Raw genomic sequence first — 20719 nt, 5'->3', positions numbered from 1 at the left:
AAAGGTATTCGAGGAACCTCAGGCCAGATCGTCATGGACCGCCCGAACATCATCTACCTCCACAGCCACGACACGGGCCGCTACGTGCAGCCCTACGGGCACCAGATCCCGACCCCGAACATCCAGCGGCTGGCCGACCAGGGCCTGCTGTTCCGGCAGGCGTTCTGCGCCGCGCCGTCCTGCTCGGGCTCGCGCGCCTGCCTGCTCACCGGCCAATGGGCGCACGTCAACGGCATGACGGGGCTGGCGCATCGCGGCTGGAAGCTCAACGACTACGGGCGCCACATCGTCCACCCGCTGCGCGAGGCCGGGTACTGGTCGGCGCTGATCGGCGAGCAGCACCTCTCCGAGGATCCCAACGTCCTCGGCTACGACCACGTGGTCGACATCGGCTCGACCCGCGTGCACTCGATCGCGCCCGCCGCGCTGCAGCTGCTGCGCAGCCGCCCGCCGCAGCCGTTCTTCCTGTCGATCGGCTTCTTCGAGACCCACCGCGAGTTCTTCGAGCCCTCCTCGGTGCGCGACGCGCTGTACGGCGCGCCGCCCGCGCACCTGCCCGACACGCCCGAGACGCGCTCGGACATGGCGTCGTTCAAGGCCAGCGCGCGGTCCCTGGACCAGGGCGTCGGCGCGATCCTGCACGGGCTGGACGAGCTGGGCCTGGTCGACAACACCATCTTGGTCCTGACGACCGACCACGGCCTGCCGTTCCCCGGCGCCAAGGCGACGCTGACCGACCGCGGCCTCGGCGTCCTGCTGATCATCCGCGGGCCGAGCGGCTTCCTCGGGGGCCACGTGACCGACGCGCTGGTCTCCCACGTCGACATCTACCCGACGCTGTGCGAGCTGGCGGGCGCGCCATTGCCCGACGCGCTGGCCGGCCACTCGCTGCTGCCGCTGGCGCGGGGCGAGCGCGACGAGATCCGCGACGAGCTGTTCGCGGAGCTGACCTACCACGTGGCCTACGACCCGCAGCGGGCGATCCGGACCAAGCGCTACAAGTACATTCGCCAGTTCGGCGACCGCCTGGAGCCCGTCCTGCCCAACGTCGACGACTCGCCGTCCAAGGACCTGCTCGTCGCCGCCGGCTGGCGCGAGCGGCGCCGCCCGCGCGAGCAGTTGTACGACCTGGTCATGGACCCGGGCGAGATGCGCGACCTCGCGGGCGATCCCGCGGCCGGCGAGATCCGGGCGGCGCTCGACGAGCGCCTGGCGCGGTGGATGGCCGAGACGGCCGACCCGCTGCTCGACGGCCCGGTGCCGGTGCCGGCGGGCGGCGTCGTCAACGACCCCGCGGGCCTGTCGCCGGACGAGCCCACGCTGCCGCCGGTCGGCGCGCACGAGCACGAGATCGACTGACGCGATGGCGGTCCCGCGCTTCGACCTGCAGTCGCACTCGACGTTCTCCGACGGCGCGCTCGCGCCGGCCGACGTCGTCGGTCGCGCCGCGCAGGCGGGCATCGAGCTCCTGGCGCTCAGCGACCACGACACGGTCGACGGCGTCGCCGAGGCGCTGGCGGCCGGGCGCGAGGCCGGGATCGCGGTCGTGACGGCGGTCGAGGTCTCCGCGGTCGACCCGCCCCACGAGGACCTCCACGTCCTGGGCTACGCGATCGACCATCGCGACCCGGACCTGCTCGCGGCCCTCGCCGGCTACCGCGGCGAGCGGGCGGCGCGGGCCGACCGCATGGCCGCCGCGCTGCGCGAGCTGGGGTGGGCGCTCGACGCGGCGCCGCTGGCGGCGCGCCGGGCCGGCGACCTGCCGATCGGCCGCCCGCACCTCGCCGAGGCGGCCTTCGCGCATCCGGCCAACGCGCAGCGCGTCGCGGCCGAGGGGCTGGAGACGTTCAGCGACCTCCTCGTCGCCTACCTGACCCCGGGCGCCCCGGCCTACCGCGGCCGCGAGCGGCCGACGGTCGCGGAGGCGATCGCGACGATCCACGCCGCGGGCGGGCTCGCCGTCTGGGCGCACCCGTTCTGGGACGTCGAGGATCCCGCCGCGGTCGTCGCCAGCCTCGAGCGCTTCGCCGCCGCCGGGCTCGACGGCGTCGAGGCCTTCTACGTCACGCACACCGAGGCGCAGGTGCGGCTGCTGCACGAGCATGCGCTGCGGCTCGGCCTGCTGGCGACCGGCTCGGCCGACTTCCACGGGCCGGAGCATCCGCGCTTCGCCCGCTTCGGCGCGTTCGCGACCTACGGGTTGGAGCCGGTGCTGGGCCGGGTGGCCCAACCGTATCTCGACTAATTCAATAGAGAACGATGCCGGTCAGGTGCGCGGGCTGGCCGCGAGCAGGTCGGCGTGGTGGCGCTCGGCGACGTCGGGGTGCGCGCGCAGGCGGACCTTCAGCGAGTTGTCACCGTAGTTGGCCAGGATGGGGTTGTCGGGGTCGGCGCTCTCGCCGCCGGGCGCCTCGGCCGCCAGCTCCGGCGGGAGCGTGACCGGCTCGACTTTGGCCTCGAACTTGGGGTTGAAGAAGTAGGCGATGGACACGCGCGGCACGCCCTTCGGGGGCGACACGACGCGGTGCGGCGTCGCGCGGAAGTAGCCCTGGCTGACGAGCTGGAGCATCTCGCCGATGTTGATGACGAACGCCCCGGGGCGGGCCGGCAGCCGGACCCACTCGCCGTGTACCTCGGCCTCCAGGCCGCCGACCGCGTCCTGGTGGACGAAGGTCAGGAAGCCGCCGTCGGTATGCGCGCCGACACCCTGATCGGTGGGGAACTCCTCGGACGGTGGCGGGTAGCGGATGATCTTCGAGAGGATCTCGGGCGGCGTGACGGCGTCGTCGAAGTGGTCGATCGGCTGGCCGAGCGCGAGCGCGACCGCGCGGATGAGCGCCTTGCCGATCGCCTCCAGCTCCTCGAGCCACTGCGTCACGACCGTCCGGAACTCCGGCAGCTGCTCCGGCCAGAGGTTCGGGCCGCGCAGCCGCAGCCACGCCGGGTCGTCCGGCCCGATCTCCGGCACCGGCAGTTCACGGCTGATGTCGATCTGCTCGCGCAGGTCCTGGCGGCCGTTGGTGCGCTCGCCGCCGAGCCGGGTGTAGCCGCGGAACTGCGAGGACTTGACGTTCTCGATCTCCAACCGCTGGTCCTCGGGCAGCGCGAAGAACGCGTTCGCGACGTCGAAGACGCGGGCGTCGAGGCCGTCGGCGACGGCGTGGCCGACGAGGTAGGCGGCGCCGATCTCGTGGAACGTCGTGCGCAGCTGCGCGACGAAGGCCCGGCCGTCGGGGCTCTCGGGGTCGGCGCGGAAGCCGCTGATGTCGAGGACGGGGAGGGGGCTCGTGGTATCGCTCATGGCCGTAAACATCCTAATTCCCATTGACAAAGTAGGAAAGCGATCTTAGTGTCGCGTGTCGATGACCGACTTGCAAGCCGCGGAGCGCACCCTCAGCTTCGAGACGCGACAGATCCACGCGGGCACCCAGCCCGATCCCGCCACGGGCGCGCGCGCCGTGCCGATCTACCAGACCACCTCGTTCGTCTTCCGCGACACCGAGCACGCCAAGGCGCTGTTCGACCTGGAGGAGGAGGGGTTCACCTACACCCGCGTCGTCAACCCGACGCAGGACGCGTTCGAGCAGCGGATCGCGTCGCTGGAGGGCGGCGTGGGCGCGCTCGCCGTCGCATCCGGCCAGGCGGCGGAGACCTTCGCGCTGCTCAACCTCGCCGACGCCGGCGACCACATCGTCGCCAGCGCCTCGCTCTACGGCGGGACCTACACCCTGCTGCGTTACGCGCTCAAGCGGCTCGGCATCGAGGTCACGTTCGTCGAGGATCCCGACGACCTCGACGCCTGGCGCGCCGCGATCCGGCCCGAGACCAAGGCGTTCTACGGCGAGACGATCGGCAACCCGCGTGGCGACGTGCTCGACCTCGAAGGGCTGGCGCCGATCGCGCACGACGCGGGGATCCCGTTGGTGGTGGACAACACGCTGGCGACGCCGTACCTGCTGCGCCCGCTGGAGTGGGGCGCCGACGTCGTCGTGCACTCGGCGACCAAGTTCATCGGCGGCCACGGCACGTCGATCGGCGGCGTCATCGTCGACGGCGGCACGTTCCCGTGGCGGGGCAACCCGCGCTTCCCACACTTCAACCATCCCGACGAGTCCTACCACGGCCTGGACTTCGTGGAGGCCTTCGAGGACGCGGCCTACATCTCGCGAGCGCGGCTGACGCTGCTGCGCAGCTTCGGCTCGGCGATCGCGCCACAGAACGCCTTCAACTTCCTGCAGGGGCTCGAGACGCTGAGCCTGCGGATGGAGCGCCACGTCGAGAACGCGGGCGCGGTCGCCGAGTGGCTGAAGGCGCGCGACGACGTCGCCTGGGTCACCTACCCGGGGTTGGCGTCCTCGCCGTGGCACGCGCGCGCCGAGCGGCTGCTGCCGCGCGGCTCCGGCGCGGTCCTCGCCTTCGGGATCGCGGGCGGCGCCGAGCGCGCCCGCGCGTTCATCGACGCGCTCGAGCTTCACAGCCACCTCGCCAACGTCGGCGACGTCCGCTCGCTGGCCATCCACCCGGCCTCCACGACCCACCACCAGCTCAAGCCCGAGGAGCAGGCGCTGTCGGGCATCACCCCCGACCTCGTCCGGCTCTCGGTCGGGATCGAGGGCATCGACGACATCTTGGCCGACCTCGAGCAGGCCTTCGCCGCCTCCGCGTCGGCGTAGAGGCGCGGGACGCCGCCGGTCGCGAACGGCCGGCGGCGCCTGCAGCCTCGGCGCTCAGGAGGCGACCCAGCTCGGCGGCTGCACGGTGTGCGCGGCGGAGCGGCGGGAGAGGTCGGCGAGGATCGGGTCGACCAGCGCGGGGGCGTCGGCGTCGCCGTGGGCGGTGGGGGTCGTGGTCGCGGTCGCGGCCGCCAGCGCGTCGAGGACGAGGCGGCGGCGCTCGCGCCGCTCGGAGGTCGCGAAGAGGACGACGACGGCGAGCCCGTGGCGCGTGAACTCGGCGGTCAGGTCGGCGATGTTGGCCAGCCACGCGGCGGCGGCGGCCTCCGGCAGGTCGCTCGGCGGCAGCGCGACGAAGCCCCAGCCCTGGTCGGTCACGCCGGCGCGGAGGCGGTCGGCGTCGGTGCCGGGCGCGGCGTTGAGGATCGCGTCGCTGACCAGCGCGACGCGCAGCGAGCGCCCGTCCCGGCCCTTCACGACGCGCTCCCGACGCCGGCCAGCAGCGCGTCGAGGGCGGCGTCGGCGTCGAAGTCCGGCAGGTCGGTCCCGAAGCCGCGCGCCTGGATGCCGGTGAGCCCGCGCGCCGCGAGCTCTTCCAGCAGCACCGCGACGAAGACGCCGGGGCCCTGGACCAGCTCGCAGTCGTAGTCGCCGGGCTTGTCCGGGCGCCCGCCCCAGTCGGTGCCCGACGGCGAGAGCGCCACGCCCATCGTCGGCGAGCCGTCGACGCCGACGATCAGCACCTCGCCGCCGTCGCGCAGGTCGTGCGCGATCGCCGCGACGACCGGGTCGGCGAGGCGCTTGGCGTGGCGGCGGAAGCCGGTGGTGTCGTACTGCTCGCGGACGTTCCAGAAGCGGGTGAAGCCGCCGAAGGCCAGCTCCGGGCACGGAAGCTGGCGCAGCGTGTAGCCGCGCTCGCGCAGCGTGTCGACCAGCGGCGTGTAGGCGCCGGCGCAGACGGCCAGCTCGTCGACCTTGCTGTTCTGGTTGAGCAGGCAGTGGGCGACGTAGGCGAAGCGTGACGGCACGGCTACCAGGCCTCCGCGGTGGTGGGAGAGGACCGGCGCTCGCGCCGGCCGAGGAACAGGACGGCCGCGAGCACGAGGGCCACGGGGCCGAAGAAGATGAAGGGGTTGGTCCCGCCGCCGCCGGGCTTGGCGCGCGCGAGCGCGCCCCTGACGGTCGCGGCGTGCGTGCCGACGCGCAGCGGGACGGTCCAGGCCCCGGCGGCGCCGCGGATCCGCCGGTCGTGCCACGCGTAGGTCCCGCTGCGCGCGACGACCTGCCAGCGGGGCGCCGCGGCGGGCGACGCCGAGGCGGGCGCCGCGGCGGCCTCGAGGCCGCCCCCGTCGCGGTACAGGCTCGGCGCGTTGAGGTTGACGGCGACCGCGCCGCCAGGCGCGAACCGCACGTACGGCTCGCCGGCGCCGCCGAGGACGGTGACCGTCTTGTTGGTGATGTTGGTCACCGAGAGCTGGTCGTCGCCGCCGAGGACCGCGACGTGCAGCCCGGGCGTGGCCGGCTCGACCGCGCGCACGGTGGCCGTGAAGCCGGCGCGGCCGAGGTGGGCGGAGGCCGGCGGGGCGGCGGCGAGGACCGCGGCGGCGGCGGCGGTGGCGAGCAGCGTGGCGCGGCGGGGCATCAGTGGATGGTCACTCGGGTTGTGCGGGTGGCGGTGTTGAAGGCGTCGACGCGGAGCGTCAGCGCCAGGCGCCACGTCCCGTTCGCCGGGAGAGTCAAAGGAAGGCGGTAGGCGCCGTCGCGGCGCCCGGGCGTCGCGGCCCGGACGGTGCGGCCGCCCGGCCCGGTGGCGAGGACGGCGACGTGCTCGAGGTCGGCGAACGCGCGGGCGTCGCCGCGGCGGGCGAGCGTGAAGGACAAGGTGTTGGCTCCGGCGCGGGCGGGGGTGAGCTGGCCGCGCGCCGACGCCTGCTCGAAGCGCAGCGCGACGTCGGCCGGGCCGGGCGGTGCGCCGCCGGGCGGGGCGGAGCCGGCGAGCGCGCCGGTCGCCGCGAGGATCGCCACCAGGCCGAGCGCCTCGGCGCGCAGCGTGCGCCGGACGGCATGGCCGACCGGACCGGGCGACGCCCCGTCCGCGGCGCGGCCGGCCAGGCCGGGCAGGTGCTCGAGGCGGTGGGCGGCCGCGATCCCGGCGACGACGAGCAACAACCCCACCTTGATCAGGACCGCGCGGCCGAACGCGGCGCCGGTCAGCGCGTGCAGCGCGCCGACCTCGACGATCGCCTGCACGGCGCCGGTCAGCGCCAGCACGCCGACGGCGGCGGCCGCGACCGTCGAGAAGCGGCGCAGCGCGGCGCGCAGCAGGACGGTCCGGTCGGCCGGCTCCAGCGCGCGCGTCGCGGCGGCCACGGCGGTCAGCAGGACGGCGATGCCGCCGATCCACGCCGACGCCGCCAGGACGTGCGCGGTGCCGGAGGCGACCAGCAGCGCCGGATCGGCGCGCGTCGTCGCGTGGCCGGCGAGGACCGGCACGGCGGCCAGCGTGAGGGCGACCGCACCCGCGCCGATCACCGCGCGGCGCGGGACGGCCGCCACGGCGTGCCCGGTCGCGCCCAGCTCCGCGACGCGCAGGCTCGGGACCATCGCCCCCGCCCCGCGGCCGGTCGGGCCCGCCTCGGCGCCGCGCGGGCTCGATGCGCCTGCGGTCGGCGCACGGGGCGGCTCGGCGGGCGCGGCAGCGGCGGTCGCGCGAGGGCCGCCGAGCAGCGTCGCGGCGAGCGCCACCGCCAGCAGCAGCCCCGCGCCGATCGCGGTGGCGAGGCCGAAGTGCGTGCGCAGCACGGCCGACACCGTCCGCTCGGAAACGTCGCTCGGCGCGGCGGCGAGCAGGACGAGTGCGACGGAGGCCGCGGCGCCGACCGCGGCCGCCGCCGCGACGAGCCGCCGCAGCGCCCGCGTGAACGCGTCCGCGGCGCGCCGCCAGCGCGGATCGGCGCCTGCGGCCTCCCGCAGCGCGGCGGGCCAGACGAGCACCAGGAACAGCAGCGCGCCGGCGGCGATCGCCAGCCCGCCGTCGCGGATCGCTCGCGCGGCCGCGCTTGCCGTGCCCAGCCCGGCGGGGGCGCCGAGCGCCGCTGCGCCGCCCGCGCCGGGGTCCAGCCGGGTCGGCGGCGGCACCGCGTCGCGACCGACCGCGAAGCCGAACCCGCCCGGGATCGTGTGGCCGTCGTCGGAGACCACGCGGTAGAGCACGACGTAGGGGCCGTCCGGCGCGCCGCGGCGCAGCGCGACGCGGACCGCGTGGCCCGACGCGGCTGTGACGCCGCCCACGTCCCAGCGCCGGCCGCGCGCGTCCTCGACGCGGACGACGGCCAGCGACGGGTCGACCGCCTCGTCGAAGCGGATCGTCACCGCCCGCGGCGCCGCCGGCGCGACGCCGCCCGGCTCCGGGTCGCCGCCGATCAGCGACGCGTGCGCGGCCGCGCCGGCGGGCAGCGCCAACAGCACCAACACCACGATGACGAGCGCGCGCGGCATCCGTCCGCGCTCACCGCGCCGCCGGGACCTCGTCGAAGCCCAGCAGGCCCAGGACCTCGCGGCGCAGGTCGATCAGCCGCGGGTCGTCGTGGGCGCGCGGGCGTGGCAGGTCCACGTGCACGTCGGCGAGGATCCGCGCCGGCCGCGGGCTCATCACGATCACGCGGTCGGCGAGCACCAGCGCCTCGTCGACGTCGTGGGTGACGAGCAGCGCGGTGAAGCCGCCGCCCTCCCAAAGCCGCAGCAGCTCGCGCTGCATCGTCAGCCGGGTGAGCGCGTCGAGCCGGCCGAGCGGCTCGTCGAGCAGCAGCAGGGACGGCCTGTTGACGAGCGCCCGCGCCAGCGCCGCGCGCTGCGCCATGCCGCCCGAGAGCTGCTGCGGGCGGACATGGGCGAAGCCGTCCAGGCCCACCAAGGCAATGGCTTCATCTACGCGCTCGCGCTCCTGGGCCAGCCGGCCGCGCGCCTGCGGTCCGATCGCCACGTTCTGCCAGACCGTCCGCCACGGGAAGAGCGTTGGGTCCTGGAAGACCAGCGCGCGCTCCGGCGACGGCCCGGACACCGCCGCGCCGTCGACGACCACCGTGCCCGCGGTCGGCGCCTCCAGCCCGGCCAGCAGGCGCAGCAACGTCGACTTCCCGCAGCCCGACGGGCCGAGGATCGCCACGAGCTCGCCGGCCTCGGCGGCCAGCGAGACGTCGTCGAGGACCGCGAGGTCGCCGTAGGCGTGCGAGACGCGGTCGAGGTCGAGCGCGCTCACCAGCGCACCAGCTCCTTCTGCCACGACAGCACCCGCCCGCGGGTCCGGAACAGCAGCGTGATCAACCCCGAGAACAGGATGACCATCACCAGGATCGCGGTGTACATCTTGGGGTAGGCGCTCCAGCGCTGCTGCCACTGGATGTACCAGCCCAGGCCGTTCTTGGCGCCCAGCATCTCGGCGATGACCAAGGTGATGAACGTCATCCCCAACCCCATGAACAAGCCGACGAAGACCGACGGCAGCGCGGCGGGCACCGCCACGCGCCAGACGAGGAAGCGCGGCCGCGCGCCGAGCGTCAGCGCCACGTCGTAGTAGGAGCGCGAGACGACCGACACGCCCGAGTAGGTGAGCATCGTGACCGGGAACCACGCGGCCATCGCCACCAGCAGGATCGACGCGCTCGTGATCGACGGGAGGATCACGAAGAAGATCGGCACCAGCGCGGCGGGCGGGATCGGGCCCAGCGTGCGCAGGATCGGGTGCAGCCAGTAGTTCACGCGCTGCGACCAGCCCATCGCCACGCCCATGAGGAAGCCGATCGACGCGCCGATCGCGTAGCCCGTGAACAGCAGCCGCAGCGAGTGCCACGTGCTGTCCAGCAGCAGCGAACCGTCCTCGTGGAACGTGTTGACGAACGCCTGCGGCGCCGCCCAGTAGGGCGGAGCGAGCTCCCCAGTCTTGGCCGTCAGCACCTGCCAGCCCGCGACCCAGATCCCGCTGACGACCAGCCACGGGCCGGCCCAGCGGACCCAGTCGCCGACCGGCCGCAGCCGCGTGCCGGCGACGGTGGCCAGGGCGACCGCGACCGCCACGCCCGCGGTGATCGCGACGATCGTGCCGGTGTAGGCGAGCAGGATGTTGTGGTTGGGCCACCACTGCGTGAGGCCCGCCGCGCCCGCCCAGACCAGCGCCGCCGCCGCGCCCCAGGCGCCGCCGCGCACCGCCGACCGCGAGCGCGCGCCGGCCTGGCGCACGCCCGCGTCGGCGACCGCGGCGGGGGAGACCGTCGTCGCCATCGCGCTAGGCGACGTTCGGCAGCGGCGCGAACGCCAGCTGCGCGAGCTGCTTCGGATCGGTCCCGGAGTCCAGGTAGCCCGTGCCCTTGAACGCGACCGCGCCCTTCTCGAGCTGCGCCTGCAGGTCCTTGGACCCCGGGTCCCACACGTACTGCCCGAGCAGCTTGACCAGCAGCTCCTTGGGCGCCGCGACGTACTTGTTGTCGATCTCGAGCTGGGCGGCGGCCGGGAGGTTCTTGCCGACCCAGGTCGAGCCGCGTCCCCACGCCCGGACGATCGCCGCGGCGGTGGCCGGGTCCTTCTTGACCAGGTCGCCGTTGAGCGCCGTGACGCAGCAGTACTCGTTGACGTGCTGGGCGTTGAGGTTGGTGTCGAGCTGGATCGCCGAGCCGTCGTCCAGCGGGAAGTACGCGGCCGGGTCCGGCGCCGCCGCGACCTGGCCGACGCCCTTGGACAGCGTCTTGGCGACCTGGTCGAAGGGCACCTGCTTCCAGGTGACGTCCTTCTCCGGGTTGATCCCCGCCTTGGCGAGGTCGACCGAGAAGAACGCCATCGCCGAGCCGTTGATCTCGTCGGTGACGATCGTCTTGCCCTTGACGTCGGAGAGCGTCTTGATCCCGGAGTCCTTGGGCGTGACGAACCGCAGGCAGCCCTCGTGCAGGCCCGAGGTGAGCTTGACGTTGAGGCCCTGCTCGATCGGCTTGAGCCACTGGAACAGGATGCCCGGGCCGCCGGCGACCTTGCCGGTGGACACCGCGTCGTGCAGGGCGTCGCCGCCGACCTGCTGAAGGCTGATGTTCAACCCCTCGTCCTTGAAGTAGCCGAGGTGGTGGGCGGCGTACAGCGGCGCCTCGCAGGCCGCCCCGCCCCAAGCGAGGACGATCGGCTTGTTGGACACCGGCGCGGCCTTGCCGGCGCTGCTGGCGGTCGCGGCGTTGTTGTCGTCATCGCTGCCGCAGGCGGCGAGCAGGCCGCCGCCGACGGTCAGGACGCCGGCGCCGACGGCGGTCCGGCGAAGCAGCTGGCGTCGGGAAAGCGACGCGTGAGGATCGGTCATCGTCGAGCACCTCCAAGAGCTCGTGCATGTGCGTGCGGGCGGCAATCTACACAAAGGCAATCGGAAAAGCCACGAAATGGCGTAGCCTCTGCGTCATGACCGCTACGACGAGCATCAACGGCGTCGATCCGGCCGCGGTGCGCGCGGCCGCCGACCGGCTGCGCGCGCGGCGCGACGAACCGGTGCGCTTCGCCGCCGGCGTCCGCTGGCTCGGCGGCTACCGCACCGAGGCGCACGTGGGCCCGGAGCCCGCGCTGGCCGGCGACGAGCCCGCCGAGCTGGCCGGGACCGGCACCGGGCCCAGCCCTGAAGACCTCCTGCTCGGCGCGGTGGGGCAGTGTCTGATCGTCGGCCTGGCCGGCGCGGCGACGACGCGCGGCGTCAGGATCGAGCGGCTGAGCGTCGACGTCGAGGGCGACGTCAACCTGCCCGCCGCCTACGGCCTGGCCGACGGCCACCCGGGCTTCCAGGCGATCCGGATCACCGTGCACCTGGAGGCCGACGCCGACCGCCTCGAGCTCGACGCGCTGGTCGACCACGCCCTCCGCCGCGCGCCGATCCCGAGCACGGTGGCCAACCCCGTGCCCGTCACCGCGCGCTTGGCGGAGGGCTAGCGGCCGCGCGCGGTCAGCCGCCCTGCGGCGGCGTCACGCGGACCACGGACGCGACGGCGCCGACGCGACGGCCGGCCGGCCGAGGAGCCCGGCTAGCCCGCCGGCGGCCGCCGGACGGCGATCGCCTCGATCTCGATCTCGAGTTCGGGGCGCGAGAGCGCGCGGACCTCGACGAGGCTGTCGGCGGGGTAGGGCGCCGTGAAGTACCGCTTGCGCAGCGCGACGACCGCGCCGATGTGCGCCATGTCGGTCAGGAAGATCGTGACCTTCGCGACGTCGGCCAGGCTGGACCCGCCGGCTTCCAGCGCGCGCCGCAGGTTGCGGAACGTCTGGTGGCCCTGGGCCTCGAAGTCGCCGGCGCCGACGGTGGCGCCGTCGTCGTCGACCGACGACTGGCCGGAGACGAAGAGCAGGTTCCCGACCGCGATCGCGGCCGAGTAGGCGTAGGCGCTGAAGCGGTCGGGCGCCACCGGGACGGCCTCGATCGCGAGCGGGTCGGCGGGCGTCATGCGTGGTCCTCGTGCTCGGGGATGTGCAGGTTGCCGTCGCCGGTCAGCACGGCCGACCCGCGCAGCGTCACCGCGTCGCCGTCGACCGCGACCGCGATCCGGCTGGGCCGACCAAGGGCATGGCCTTGGTCGATGCCGATCCGCGCCGGGCCGGCCGAGCCGGCGATCCACCAGGCCAACGGGCCGGCGGCGCTGCCGGTGGCCGGGTCCTCCCAGAGGCCGACGGTCGGGTTGAAGAAGCGCGCGTAGGCGGCGGCGTCGGCGCCCGGGGCGCGGCGCGCGAACAGGTAGCAGCCCTGCGCGCCGGCGTCGGCGAGCGCCGCGGCCAGGGCCGGGGCGTCGGGGCGGGCGGCGTCGACGGCCTGCTCGTCGCGGGCCTCGACGAGCAGGTGCGCGGCGCCGGTGGAGACGACTTGCGCCCCGCCGTCGCGGAGCTGGTCGACCGCGAGCCCGAGCGGGGCCGCGAGCGCCGCGACCGGGGCGGCGGCGCCGACGGTCGGCGCCGCCTGGCGCATCGCGACCTCGAGCCGCTCGCCTGCGCGGCTGATCTCGAGGTCGAGCACCGCGTCGCCGAGCTCCTGGCGCAGCCCGCCGACCTCGACGCGCCCGGTCTCCGCCAGCCACCACCAGGCGCCGAGCGCGTTGTGGCCGGCGCCGGTGACCTCGGAGCCGTCGGCGGTGAACGACCGCAGCCGCAGCGTCACGCTCGGGTCGCGCGGGGGCAGGACGAACGTCGTCTCGGACTGGTTGAGCTCCCGGGCGATCTGCTGGAGCGTCGCGTCGGGGAGGGCGTCGGCGTCGAGGACCACCGCGAGCGGGTTGCCGGCGAGCGGGGTGGTCGCGAACACGTCGACGAGGGCGAAGGGGAGAGCAGGCACGCCCCACATCGTGCGCCCGTGGCGGATCAAGCACAACGAGGATGTCCGCGGTGTACGTTAAGCACAGCTTGAAGCTCGACCCCCGCCGTCTCGAAGTGTTCCTGGCCGTCGTCGAGGGCGGCTCGATGACCGATGCCGCGCGGGAGCTGCGGTTCTCGCCGGCCGCGGTCAGCCAGCACGTCTCCGCCCTCGAGCGCCAGGTCGGCGCGCCGCTGCTGGTCCGCCACGCCCGCGGCGTGCGCCCCACGGCCGCGGGCGCGCTGCTGGCCCGTCACGCCGCCGAGCTGTCGGGCCGGCTGCGCGACGCCGAGCGCGAGCTGACCGACCTGCTGCGCTCGGCCGGCGGGACCGTGCGGCTCGGCATCTTCGCCAGCGCGACGGTCGGCGCCCTGCCGGCGGCGCTGCGCCACTTCGGCGCCGCCCACCCGAGCGTGTCGGTGATGGTCGACGAGCGCGAGGTCGACGTGGGCGCCGACCTCGTCCGGCGGGGCGCGCTCGACCTCGCCATCGTCTTCGACGACCCGGCCCATCCGACGCTCGACCGCACCGGCCTGGACCTCGCGCCGCTGGGCACCGACCCGATGGACGTCGCGCTGCCGGAGGCGCATCCGCAGGCGGGCGCCGACCCCGTGGCGCTCAGCGCGCTCGCCGGCGAGCGCTGGATCCTCGCCAGCGGCGCGGCCTGTGCGGCGCTCGTGCGCCGCCGCTGCGTGGAGGTCGGGTTCACGCCCGACGTCGCCCTGACCACCGACGACCACGCCGCGGCCCGCAGCCTCGCGGCCGCCGGCATGGGCGTCGCCGTCCTGCCCCGGCTCATGGGCCAGCGCGACGGCGACGGCGCGGTCATCCGGGCGCTGGACCCGGCGCCCGGCCGCGCGGTCGCCGTCGCCGTGGCCGCGGACGGCAGCACCCTGCCGGCCGCGCTGGCGCTGCGCGACGCGTTCGTCGCCACGACGTCGCTCAGCGGTTCGGGAGATCCAGCGTCGCGTGCTCGGGCACGCCCTCGCCGAGTTGCTGCTCGCGCTCGATCTCCGCGTTGAGCTCGGCGCCGAACAGCAGCGCGACGTTGGTCAGCCACAGCCAGGCCACGAGGATGATCGCGCCCGCGAACGCGCCGTACACCGCGCCGACGTCGGCGACCCGGCTCACGTAGATCGAGAACCCCGCCGAGCCGAGCAGCCACACCGTCACGCCGGCGACCGCGCCCGGCGTCACCCAGCGGAACGAGCGCTGGCGCACGTCGGGCGTCACCCAGTAGATGTAGGAGAACACCAGCATGGCGACGGCCACCGCCGCCGGCCACCGGGCGAGGTCCCAGATCCGCACGACGGTCTCGCCCAGCCCGAGGAAGCCCAGCAGGTCCTCCGCGAGGTGGCCGCCGACGAAGACGAGGACCAGGCTGACCAGCACCAGCGCCATCAACACGACCGTGCTGACGACGTCGATCGCCTTGCGCACGACGAACCGCCGGCCGCCGTCGGCGTCGAAGACGACGTTCAGCGCGCGGCGCGCGGCCTCCAGCGCGCCCGTCGTGCCGTAGAGCGTGACGACGACGCTGATGGCCAGCGTCGTCGTCGCGGTGCCCTTCTGCTGCAGCGCGGTGCGCAGCGAGCTGTCGAGCGGGACGAGCGCCGACGGCGGCACGACGTCGCGCAGGTACCCGAGGATCGCGTCGTAGGTCGCCGGGTACTGGCCGACCAGGCCGAGGATCGACACGGCGAGCAGCAGCGCCGGGAAGAGCGACATCAACGCGTAGTAGGTCAGCGCCGCCGCGTGATGGGTCATCTGGTCGTCGTAGAACGCCCGCCCCGTGCGCAGCAGGACGACCGGCGCCGCGCGCAGCCTGCGCCGTGCGCTCATCGAGCACGTCGCAGGGAACGGGCAGAGCGCATGAGCCGACGGTTGTACCCGCTCCGGCCGGCTCTGAGCCGTCGCGGCGCGTCGAGGGGCTCGCATCGCAGCGAGCCCCTCGACGTTCCAGGAGGCGAGCCGCGCTCCCATGCGCAGGGTCCTAGGAGCGTCTCGCGACAGGGCCGACACGATGTCCCGATCGTGTCGGTCGCCCGCGATCTTCGACCCGCACGGCGGCGACCGCAATCGTCCGGGCGCCGCCGACTACCCGTTCGTCGGGGTGGCGACGGCGGCGTCGTGTCGGCCGGCCTCATCCGTTGCGGATGATGTGCGCCGCGGTCGAGGGCCGTACGGTCGCCCGACGATGCGCTCCCCGACGCCACGCCTCATCGGCTCCGCGACCCTCGCCGTCGCGGCGGCCGCCCTGCTCGCCGCCTGCGGCAACTCGAGCAGCGACAAGCCCGGCTACTGCGGCGACCGCAGCGACCTGCAGCAGTCGGTCAGCGACCTCAAGAGCGTCAACCTCACCAGCGTCAGCGCGATCCAGACGCAGCTGACCAAGGTCAACGACAGCGCGAAGGCGCTGGTGGCCTCCGCCAAGGACGACTTCCCGCAGCAGACCTCCGCGCTCAGAACGTCGGTCTCGGCGCTCGACACGTCGGTCAAGACGTTGGCCTCCGCGCCCTCGGCCGCGGGCGCCGTGCAGGTCGGGCAGAACGTGGCGAGCGTCGTCACCGCCGCGCAGGGCTTCCAGGACGCGACCAAGGACAAGTGCTGAGGCCGCCGACGTGCAGGGCCGCTCAGCCGCCGTCGCGCGCGACGCGCGCGCCGCGTAGGTGGCGCAGCGCCCGCAGGCGGCGCAGGCGCGGCGACTTGAGCGTGCGCCCCGTGCGCAGCGTCGCCACCGCGCAGGTCAGGAAGCACGCGGCGCCCAGCGCGGTGTTGACGTTGGCGGCCGCCAGGTCCAGCGGCGAGCCGCTGGCCGGGACCACGTAGCCGGCGACGGCCGCGACGCCGAAGAGCACGCATCCGAGCAGGTTGACCGCCGGCTCCCACCAGCCCGGGCTGCCGTGCGCCGGGCGCCAGCCGTGGCGGGCCGAGGCGCGGTAGGCGATCAGGCCCGAGACCAGGAAGCAGATCGAGCCGAACGCGTCCGGTCGCCAGACGACGCGGTCGTAGTCGGCGTTGCTGAGCGACGTGTGCAAGGCCAGGTAGGTCGTCACGTTGAAGAACACCGTCCCGGCGGATTGGACCGCGGCGGCGCGCCACGCGGCGCGGCCGGTGTGCGACCCGCGCCGCGTGGCGAACGCGATCCCGGACTGCAGGGCCCCGCCGCCCGTGAAGAAGATCGACCCGACGAAGAACGTGATCGCGTCGGCCTGCGCGCCGACGAGCTGCGCGTAGCCCGGGAACGGGCCGACGACGAAGCACAGCGATCCGAGCGCGAAGAGCCCGGCCATCCAGCGCTCGCGGCTCATGGCGCTCGGCGCGCCTACGGGGCAGGCGGGGCGGTGACCGCGCCGGAGACGTCGTGCAGGCCGAGCCGATGGCGGACGACGGCGATCCCGGTGCCCATGGCCGCCGCGGCGACCAGGCCGCAGGAGAACGCGGTGCCCCGAACCACGCGCGGCACGGTGTGGCGGGCGCGGCGGTGGGCGGTCCGGGCCGTGCGATCGGCGGAAGGGAGCATGCGCCGACCGTAGGAAGCAAAAGCCCTGCTCGCATCCCCCGAACGGGGTGATGGCAGCCCGCGGCGGCGGCGGCAGACTGCTCGCGTGGACGCGGAGATCGCCCGGAGCATCGCCTACTACAGCCACCACGGCCGGCGCGATCGGCTCGGGGAGCTGTGGATCGAGCACGTCGCCCGCGTGGCGGCCGCGGTGCCCGCGCCCGCGCGCGCGACCGCGTGGCTCCACGACGTCGTCGAGCACAGCGACACGCGTCCCGCAGCCCTGCGCGACAAGGGGATGACCGACCTCGAGGCCGAGGCGCTGGCGCTGCTCACGCGCGCCGACGGCGAGCCCTTCGAGTTGCACATGCTGCGCATCGCCCATGCGCCCGGGGCCGCCGGCGACCTCGCGCGCGCGATCAAGGTCGCCGACCTCGACGACCACCTCGTGCGGTCGGCGGACGACCCGCTGCGCTGGGACCTGCCGCCCTACGCCTGGGCGCGCCGTCATCTCGTCGGGTCGATGGGCGGCTGATGGATCCCGCCGTCGCCCGCGACGTCGCGCAGCGGCTGCACGGCGCCCAGCGCACGCGCTTCGGCGACCTCGTCGTCGACCACCTGGCGCGTGTCGCGGCCGCGGTGCCCGTGTCCGCCCAGGCCGTGGCCTGGCTGCACGACGTGCGCGAAGGCTCCAGCGTGTCGAGCTTCGAGCTGCAGGTGTACGGGCTGACGCTCGTCGAGCTCGAGGCGCTCGGGCTGCTCACCCACGTCGACGCCGAGTCCTACGAGCTCTACGTCCTGCGCATCGCCCGCGCCCGGGGCGCGACGGGCCGGCTCGCGCGGACCGTCAAGCTCGCCGACCTCGACGACCACCTCGCCCACACGGCGATCCCGGCCGACGCCCCGCCCTACGCGTGGGCGCGCCGGCGCGTCGCCGTGGCCCGCGCGCGCGACGTCGGCGTCGCCCACGCGTCGGTCGCCACGCGCGCGCGATGAGCGCGCTGCTGCGCCGGTACGTGCCGATCGTCGGCTGGCTGCCGTCCTACGACCGGCGCCTGCTGACCGGGGACGCGGTGGCCGGCCTCTCGGTCTGGGCGCTGCTCGTGCCGCAGGCGCTCGCGTACGCGTCGCTGGCGGGCGTGCCGGCGCAGTACGGCCTCTACACGTCGTTCGTCGCGCTCGTCGCCTACGCGATCTTCGGGACGTCGCGCCACCTGGCCCAGGGCCCGAGCGCTGCGGTCTGCGCGGTGTCGGCCGCGGCGATCACGCCGATCATCGGCAGCTCCGCGCTGGGCAGCGAGACGGCGATCGGCTGGACCGCGGCGCTGGCGATCGCCACCGGCCTGGTCTACCTCGCGCTCGGCGTCCTGCGGATGGGTTGGGTCTCGACGTTCCTGTCCAAGGCGGTCATGGCCGGCTTCGTGCTCGGCTTCTCGATCGGGATCATCATCGACCAGTCCCAGAAGCTGCTCGGCGTCGACGCCGGCGACGGCTCCTACGCCCAGGAGCTGTGGGAGATGGTCAAGGCGCTGCCCGACACGAGCACGACGACGCTGGCCGTCGGGCTGGGCTCGCTCGCCGTGCTGCTGGCGATGCGCCGGTTCCTGCCGCGCTGGCCGCGCATGCTCATGGTGGTCGCCGCCGCGATCGCGCTCTCCGCCGCGCTCGACCTGTCGTCGCACGGCGTCGCGGTCACCGGCCACGTGCCGACGGGCCTGCCCTCGGTCGGCCTCCCCGGCGTCGGCTGGAGCGAGACGTCGGCGCTGCTGGTCGGCGCGCTGTCGATCGTGTTCGTGGGCTACTCGGAGTCGCTGGCGTCGGCGCGCGCGATGGCCAGCCGCCATCACTACGAGATCGACACCGATCAGGAGCTGATCGCCCAGGGCTTCGCGTGCGGCGCGGCGGGGTTCGTCGGCGGCTTCGCGAGCGACGGCAGCCTGTCGAAGACGTCGGTGGCCGAGGCGGCGGGGCAGCAGACCCAGATGGCGTCGCTGGTCAACGCCGTGCTGGTGCTGCTGACGATGCTGCTGCTCGCCGGCCTGTTCGAGGACCTGCCCTCGGCGACGCTCGGCGCCGTGGTCATCGACGCGATGGTCGGCCTGGTCACGTTCGTCGACTGGCGCCGCTACTACCGCGTCAACCGCGCCGACTGGGTGTTCTTCATGGGCGCGGGCGTCGGCATCCTGTTCATCGGCATCACCCAAGGCATCCTCATCGGTGTGGTCCTCTCCCTGCTGCTGCTGATCGCGCGGTCGTCGCGCACGTCGGTGCGGGAGCTCGGGCGCGACCCGCGGACGGGCCGCTTCCACGTGCTCTCGCGGCACGAGGGCCTGGAGCTCACGCCCGGCGTGCGGATCGCGCGCGTCGACGGCCCGCTGTTCTTCGCCGACGCCGACGCGTTCCGGACCCGGATCCGCGAGATCTCCGCCGACGCGGGCACGCCGGGTCGCGTGATCGTCGACGCGGAGGCCGTCCTGCTCACCGACACCGACGGGGCCGACATCCTCGCGCAGGTGGCCGGCGAGCTGGCGTCCGAGGGCTCGACGCTGGAGCTCGCCGCGGTCCACCCGCCGGTCCTCGCGCTCTGGCGCCGCGCGGGGCTGATCGACGCGGTGGGCGAGGACGCGGTCTTCGCGACGGTCGAGGAGGCCGTCGCCGCGCCGCCGCCGATCAGAGTCCCGTCGTTGCGCTGAGCCGGCCGGCGTCGACCGCGTCGCGGAAGGCTGCGAAGTCGCGCTCGTTCTGGTCGGCGTAGGTCTCGGCGAACGTCGCGAGCGACCGGTCGAAGGTCGTGCTGGAGCCGAGGTAGCTCGCGATCGCCACGGGGTCGCCCGAGCGGGCGTGGGCCTTGGCCAGCGTCCAGCCGCAGACCTGCGCGTAGGTCGTCATCGTGTCCGGGCGCATCGTCTCCACGACCGCCGAGCCCTTCTGGTCCCAGAGCTGGCGGACGTAGAAGTCGCGGCTGACGCCGTCGAGGCCGTCGACGCGGACCCAGCCGAGCATGAGGTCGCTGGCGGCCTGCATCAGGCGCTGGCCCTCGACGACGCGCTTGCCGTGGTTGGCGTAGGCGGTCTTGCCGAGGAACGGCTCCAGGACCGACGCCTCGGCCTCCTTGGCCTGCAGGAAGAGCGGGTCGTAGGCGTCGCGACCCTGCATCAGCAGGATCCACGCGCGGGTGCCGACGCTGCCGACGCCCACGACCTTGCGGGCCGCGTGCGCGTATTGGAACTGCTCGATCAGGTGGCGGCGGTCGCTGGGCAGCGAGCGCCGGTAGTCGCGGATGATGCCGCGGAAGAACGCCTCGATCTGCGGGCGCTCGGCGTCGCTCGCGACGTCCTCGATCGTGACGATCAGCGGCGGATCGCCGACGATCCGCGGCTGCCCGTCGACCATCTCGGTGAGCTTGCCGAAGGCCTTGAGGCTGTCCTTGCTGCGCGTCTTGGCGACGTTGCGGTCGAAGCGCTTGACCTCCTTCGGGCTCGCCTGGGCGGCGAAGCGGGCGGCGATCTCGTCCACGTCGATGCGGGCGTACCAGAGGTCGAGCTTGCCGAGGGCGGAGAAGTCGCGCATCGACTCCCGGTAGGCCCGGCCGACCGTCCGGTTGATCGCCTTGCGGGTCCGGGCGTCGAAGCCGCGGTCGCGCCCGGCGACCGCGAAGCTCGCCACCAGCCGCTTGACGTCCCACTCGAACGGGCCGGGCAGCGTCTCGTCGAAGTCGTTGACGCTGAAGACCAGCCGGCGGTCGGGCGCGGCGTAGGCGCCGAAGTTCGAGAGGTGCGCGTCGCCGCACAGCTGGACGGTCAGGCCGGTGCGCGGGGAGGCGTCGAGATCGGCGGCCATCAGGAAGGCGCCGCCGCGGTAGAAGGTGAACGGCGAGACGAGCATGCGCCCGTGACGGATCGGCACGAGCTCCTGGACGCGGGTCCGGGCCTGCTCCTCCAGCAGCTCGACGGGATCGCGGCGATCCGGCGCCGGCTCCCACTCGGCCATGCTCGACCGCGGCACGGTGGCCCGGATCGCCCGGCCCCGCTCGACGCGCTCGGCCGTGGTCGGATGCGGCTTGGCGCGCCCGTTGCGCGCGGCGGCGCTCGGGGGCCCGGCTTCCACGATGGTGCTCACCCACCCATGGAACCTCGGCGGCGCCGCGCGGACATCATCCGTTCGGGGTGACGGCGCCGCGCGCGACGTGCG

General features: G+C 74.5%; 23 protein-coding genes. 9 read left to right on the top strand and 14 right to left on the bottom strand.

The annotated features are described in order from the left end of the window. Positions 1-33: 33 nt before the first annotated feature. Together DSM104299_RS19810 and DSM104299_RS19805 are read left to right on the top strand one after the other, a co-directional pair. Complete coding sequence (locus tag DSM104299_RS19810) at positions 34-1359, top strand: sulfatase family protein (RefSeq protein ID WP_272473378.1); 1326 nt, start codon at positions 34-36, stop codon at positions 1357-1359. A gap of 4 nt (positions 1360-1363) precedes the next feature. Further along, on the top strand, positions 1364-2245 hold the full coding sequence (locus tag DSM104299_RS19805) for a PHP domain-containing protein (protein ID WP_272473377.1): 882 nt from the start codon (positions 1364-1366) through the stop codon (positions 2243-2245). 21 nt (positions 2246-2266) lie between these two features. Here the strand turns inward: DSM104299_RS19805 and DSM104299_RS19800 are convergent, their stop codons facing one another. Continuing rightward, on the bottom strand, positions 2267-3301 hold the full coding sequence (locus DSM104299_RS19800) for an isopenicillin N synthase family dioxygenase (protein ID WP_272473376.1): 1035 nt from the start codon (positions 3299-3301) through the stop codon (positions 2267-2269). A gap of 61 nt (positions 3302-3362) precedes the next feature. On the opposite strand from DSM104299_RS19800, the gene DSM104299_RS19795 reads away from it, so the two are divergent. Continuing rightward, on the top strand, positions 3363-4673 hold the full coding sequence (locus tag DSM104299_RS19795; RefSeq protein ID WP_272473375.1) for a bifunctional o-acetylhomoserine/o-acetylserine sulfhydrylase: 1311 nt from the start codon (positions 3363-3365) through the stop codon (positions 4671-4673). Positions 4674-4727: 54 nt separating this feature from the next. Here the strand turns inward: DSM104299_RS19795 and DSM104299_RS19790 are convergent, their stop codons facing one another. From DSM104299_RS19790 to DSM104299_RS19760, 7 genes are read right to left on the bottom strand one after another with little or no spacing between them, the layout of a single operon-like run. Further along, on the bottom strand, positions 4728-5150 hold the full coding sequence (locus DSM104299_RS19790) for a hypothetical protein (RefSeq protein ID WP_272473374.1): 423 nt from the start codon (positions 5148-5150) through the stop codon (positions 4728-4730). Further along, positions 5147-5701 (bottom strand): hypothetical protein, encoded by a 555-nt coding sequence (locus DSM104299_RS19785; protein ID WP_272473373.1) that lies wholly within the window; start codon positions 5699-5701, stop codon positions 5147-5149. Before DSM104299_RS19785 ends, DSM104299_RS19790 begins: the two co-directional genes overlap by 4 nt. 2 nt (positions 5702-5703) lie before the next feature. Next, positions 5704-6315: a hypothetical protein gene (locus tag DSM104299_RS19780; protein WP_272473372.1), complete on the bottom strand. Its 612-nt coding sequence runs from the start codon at positions 6313-6315 to the stop codon at positions 5704-5706. Continuing rightward, positions 6315-8171, bottom strand: a complete 1857-nt coding sequence (locus DSM104299_RS19775; RefSeq protein WP_272473371.1) for a copper resistance protein CopC — start codon at positions 8169-8171, stop codon at positions 6315-6317. The genes DSM104299_RS19780 and DSM104299_RS19775 overlap by 1 nt, the downstream gene beginning before the upstream one ends. Positions 8172-8181: 10 nt before the next feature. After that, complete coding sequence (locus tag DSM104299_RS19770; RefSeq protein WP_272473370.1) at positions 8182-8931, bottom strand: ABC transporter ATP-binding protein; 750 nt, start codon at positions 8929-8931, stop codon at positions 8182-8184. Continuing rightward, entirely contained in the window at positions 8928-9950 is a 1023-nt protein-coding gene (locus DSM104299_RS19765) for an ABC transporter permease (RefSeq protein ID WP_272473369.1), read from the bottom strand. Before DSM104299_RS19765 ends, DSM104299_RS19770 begins: the two co-directional genes overlap by 4 nt. A 4-nt stretch (positions 9951-9954) precedes the next feature. Next, positions 9955-11007 (bottom strand): ABC transporter substrate-binding protein, encoded by a 1053-nt coding sequence (locus DSM104299_RS19760; RefSeq protein ID WP_272473368.1) that lies wholly within the window; start codon positions 11005-11007, stop codon positions 9955-9957. Positions 11008-11102: 95 nt separating this feature from the next. Here DSM104299_RS19760 and DSM104299_RS19755 point away from each other — a divergent pair, with 95 nt between their 5' ends. After that, positions 11103-11621, top strand: a complete 519-nt coding sequence (locus DSM104299_RS19755) for an OsmC family protein (protein WP_272473367.1) — start codon at positions 11103-11105, stop codon at positions 11619-11621. A gap of 92 nt (positions 11622-11713) precedes the next feature. On the opposite strand, the gene DSM104299_RS19750 is transcribed toward DSM104299_RS19755, so the two are convergent. Together DSM104299_RS19750 and DSM104299_RS19745 are read right to left on the bottom strand one after the other, a co-directional pair. Then, on the bottom strand, positions 11714-12130 hold the full coding sequence (locus tag DSM104299_RS19750) for a RidA family protein (RefSeq protein ID WP_272473366.1): 417 nt from the start codon (positions 12128-12130) through the stop codon (positions 11714-11716). Continuing rightward, complete coding sequence (locus DSM104299_RS19745) at positions 12127-13017, bottom strand: PhzF family phenazine biosynthesis protein (protein WP_432419787.1); 891 nt, start codon at positions 13015-13017, stop codon at positions 12127-12129. Before DSM104299_RS19745 ends, DSM104299_RS19750 begins: the two co-directional genes overlap by 4 nt. A 59-nt stretch (positions 13018-13076) precedes the next feature. Here DSM104299_RS19745 and DSM104299_RS19740 point away from each other — a divergent pair, with 59 nt between their 5' ends. Then, positions 13077-14048, top strand: coding sequence for a LysR family transcriptional regulator (locus DSM104299_RS19740; protein ID WP_272473364.1), 972 nt, complete (start codon positions 13077-13079; stop codon positions 14046-14048). On the opposite strand, the gene DSM104299_RS19735 is transcribed toward DSM104299_RS19740, so the two are convergent. Beyond that, positions 13969-14868 carry a YihY/virulence factor BrkB family protein gene (locus tag DSM104299_RS19735; RefSeq protein WP_272473363.1) on the bottom strand — a complete coding sequence of 300 codons (900 nt, stop codon included), beginning with the start codon at positions 14866-14868 and terminating at the stop codon, positions 13969-13971. The genes DSM104299_RS19740 and DSM104299_RS19735 overlap by 80 nt on opposite strands. A gap of 355 nt (positions 14869-15223) precedes the next feature. Between DSM104299_RS19735 and DSM104299_RS19730 the strand changes: the two genes are divergently transcribed. After that, on the top strand, positions 15224-15637 hold the full coding sequence (locus DSM104299_RS19730) for a hypothetical protein (RefSeq protein ID WP_272473362.1): 414 nt from the start codon (positions 15224-15226) through the stop codon (positions 15635-15637). Positions 15638-15659: 22 nt separating this feature from the next. On the opposite strand, the gene DSM104299_RS19725 is transcribed toward DSM104299_RS19730, so the two are convergent. Then, positions 15660-16337 carry a hypothetical protein gene (locus tag DSM104299_RS19725; RefSeq protein WP_272473361.1) on the bottom strand — a complete coding sequence of 226 codons (678 nt, stop codon included), beginning with the start codon at positions 16335-16337 and terminating at the stop codon, positions 15660-15662. Between the two features lie 14 nt (positions 16338-16351). Continuing rightward, the gene (locus DSM104299_RS19720) at positions 16352-16549 is read right to left on the bottom strand and encodes a hypothetical protein (protein WP_272473360.1); all 198 of its coding nucleotides are present in this window, start codon (positions 16547-16549) and stop codon (positions 16352-16354) included. Positions 16550-16634: 85 nt separating this feature from the next. Between DSM104299_RS19720 and DSM104299_RS19715 the strand changes: the two genes are divergently transcribed. Genes DSM104299_RS19715 through DSM104299_RS19705 form a run of 3 tightly spaced genes read left to right on the top strand, consistent with a single transcriptional unit; the run spans position 16635 to position 19221 of the window. Beyond that, the gene (locus DSM104299_RS19715) at positions 16635-17063 is read left to right on the top strand and encodes a hypothetical protein (RefSeq protein WP_272473359.1); all 429 of its coding nucleotides are present in this window, start codon (positions 16635-16637) and stop codon (positions 17061-17063) included. Then, on the top strand, positions 17063-17524 hold the full coding sequence (locus DSM104299_RS19710; protein ID WP_272473358.1) for a hypothetical protein: 462 nt from the start codon (positions 17063-17065) through the stop codon (positions 17522-17524). Before DSM104299_RS19715 ends, DSM104299_RS19710 begins: the two co-directional genes overlap by 1 nt. Further along, the gene (locus DSM104299_RS19705; RefSeq protein WP_272473357.1) at positions 17521-19221 is read left to right on the top strand and encodes a SulP family inorganic anion transporter; all 1701 of its coding nucleotides are present in this window, start codon (positions 17521-17523) and stop codon (positions 19219-19221) included. Before DSM104299_RS19710 ends, DSM104299_RS19705 begins: the two co-directional genes overlap by 4 nt. On the opposite strand, the gene DSM104299_RS19700 is transcribed toward DSM104299_RS19705, so the two are convergent. Continuing rightward, positions 19199-20638, bottom strand: coding sequence for a DUF2252 domain-containing protein (locus DSM104299_RS19700; protein ID WP_432419786.1), 1440 nt, complete (start codon positions 20636-20638; stop codon positions 19199-19201). The two genes, DSM104299_RS19705 and DSM104299_RS19700, sit on opposite strands and share 23 nt — an antisense overlap. Positions 20639-20719: the final 81 nt, after the last annotated feature.

Origin of the sequence: Baekduia alba (genome assembly GCF_028416635.1) — a bacterium.
GTDB classification, from domain to species: Bacteria; Actinomycetota; Thermoleophilia; order Solirubrobacterales; family Solirubrobacteraceae; genus Baekduia; species Baekduia alba.
The sequence above is the reverse complement of the archived record's forward strand: the minus strand, read 5'-3'. Positions and strand labels throughout refer to the sequence as shown.

Bases quoted from the DNA above. Each gene is read 5' to 3' on its own strand.
- DSM104299_RS19725 (WP_272473361.1), bottom strand. From the start codon at position 16,337: ATGAGCCGCGAGCGCTGGATGGCCGGGCTCTTCGCGCTCGGATCGCTG.
- DSM104299_RS19775 (WP_272473371.1), bottom strand. From the start codon at position 8,171: ATGCCGCGCGCGCTCGTCATCGTGGTGTTGGTGCTGTTGGCGCTGCCC.
- DSM104299_RS19705 (WP_272473357.1), top strand. From the start codon at position 17,521: ATGAGCGCGCTGCTGCGCCGGTACGTGCCGATCGTCGGCTGGCTGCCG.
- DSM104299_RS19795 (WP_272473375.1), top strand. From the start codon at position 3,363: ATGACCGACTTGCAAGCCGCGGAGCGCACCCTCAGCTTCGAGACGCGA.
- DSM104299_RS19810 (WP_272473378.1), top strand. From the start codon at position 34: ATGGACCGCCCGAACATCATCTACCTCCACAGCCACGACACGGGCCGC.
- DSM104299_RS19760 (WP_272473368.1), bottom strand. From the start codon at position 11,007: ATGACCGATCCTCACGCGTCGCTTTCCCGACGCCAGCTGCTTCGCCGG.
- DSM104299_RS19710 (WP_272473358.1), top strand. From the start codon at position 17,063: ATGGATCCCGCCGTCGCCCGCGACGTCGCGCAGCGGCTGCACGGCGCC.
- DSM104299_RS19730 (WP_272473362.1), top strand. From the start codon at position 15,224: ATGCGCTCCCCGACGCCACGCCTCATCGGCTCCGCGACCCTCGCCGTC.
- DSM104299_RS19755 (WP_272473367.1), top strand. From the start codon at position 11,103: ATGACCGCTACGACGAGCATCAACGGCGTCGATCCGGCCGCGGTGCGC.
- DSM104299_RS19750 (WP_272473366.1), bottom strand. From the start codon at position 12,130: ATGACGCCCGCCGACCCGCTCGCGATCGAGGCCGTCCCGGTGGCGCCC.
- DSM104299_RS19800 (WP_272473376.1), bottom strand. From the start codon at position 3,301: ATGAGCGATACCACGAGCCCCCTCCCCGTCCTCGACATCAGCGGCTTC.
- DSM104299_RS19780 (WP_272473372.1), bottom strand. From the start codon at position 6,315: ATGCCCCGCCGCGCCACGCTGCTCGCCACCGCCGCCGCCGCCGCGGTC.
- DSM104299_RS19745 (WP_432419787.1), bottom strand. From the start codon at position 13,017: ATGTGGGGCGTGCCTGCTCTCCCCTTCGCCCTCGTCGACGTGTTCGCG.
- DSM104299_RS19735 (WP_272473363.1), bottom strand. From the start codon at position 14,868: ATGAGCGCACGGCGCAGGCTGCGCGCGGCGCCGGTCGTCCTGCTGCGC.
- DSM104299_RS19720 (WP_272473360.1), bottom strand. From the start codon at position 16,549: ATGCTCCCTTCCGCCGATCGCACGGCCCGGACCGCCCACCGCCGCGCC.
- DSM104299_RS19765 (WP_272473369.1), bottom strand. From the start codon at position 9,950: ATGGCGACGACGGTCTCCCCCGCCGCGGTCGCCGACGCGGGCGTGCGC.
- DSM104299_RS19805 (WP_272473377.1), top strand. From the start codon at position 1,364: ATGGCGGTCCCGCGCTTCGACCTGCAGTCGCACTCGACGTTCTCCGAC.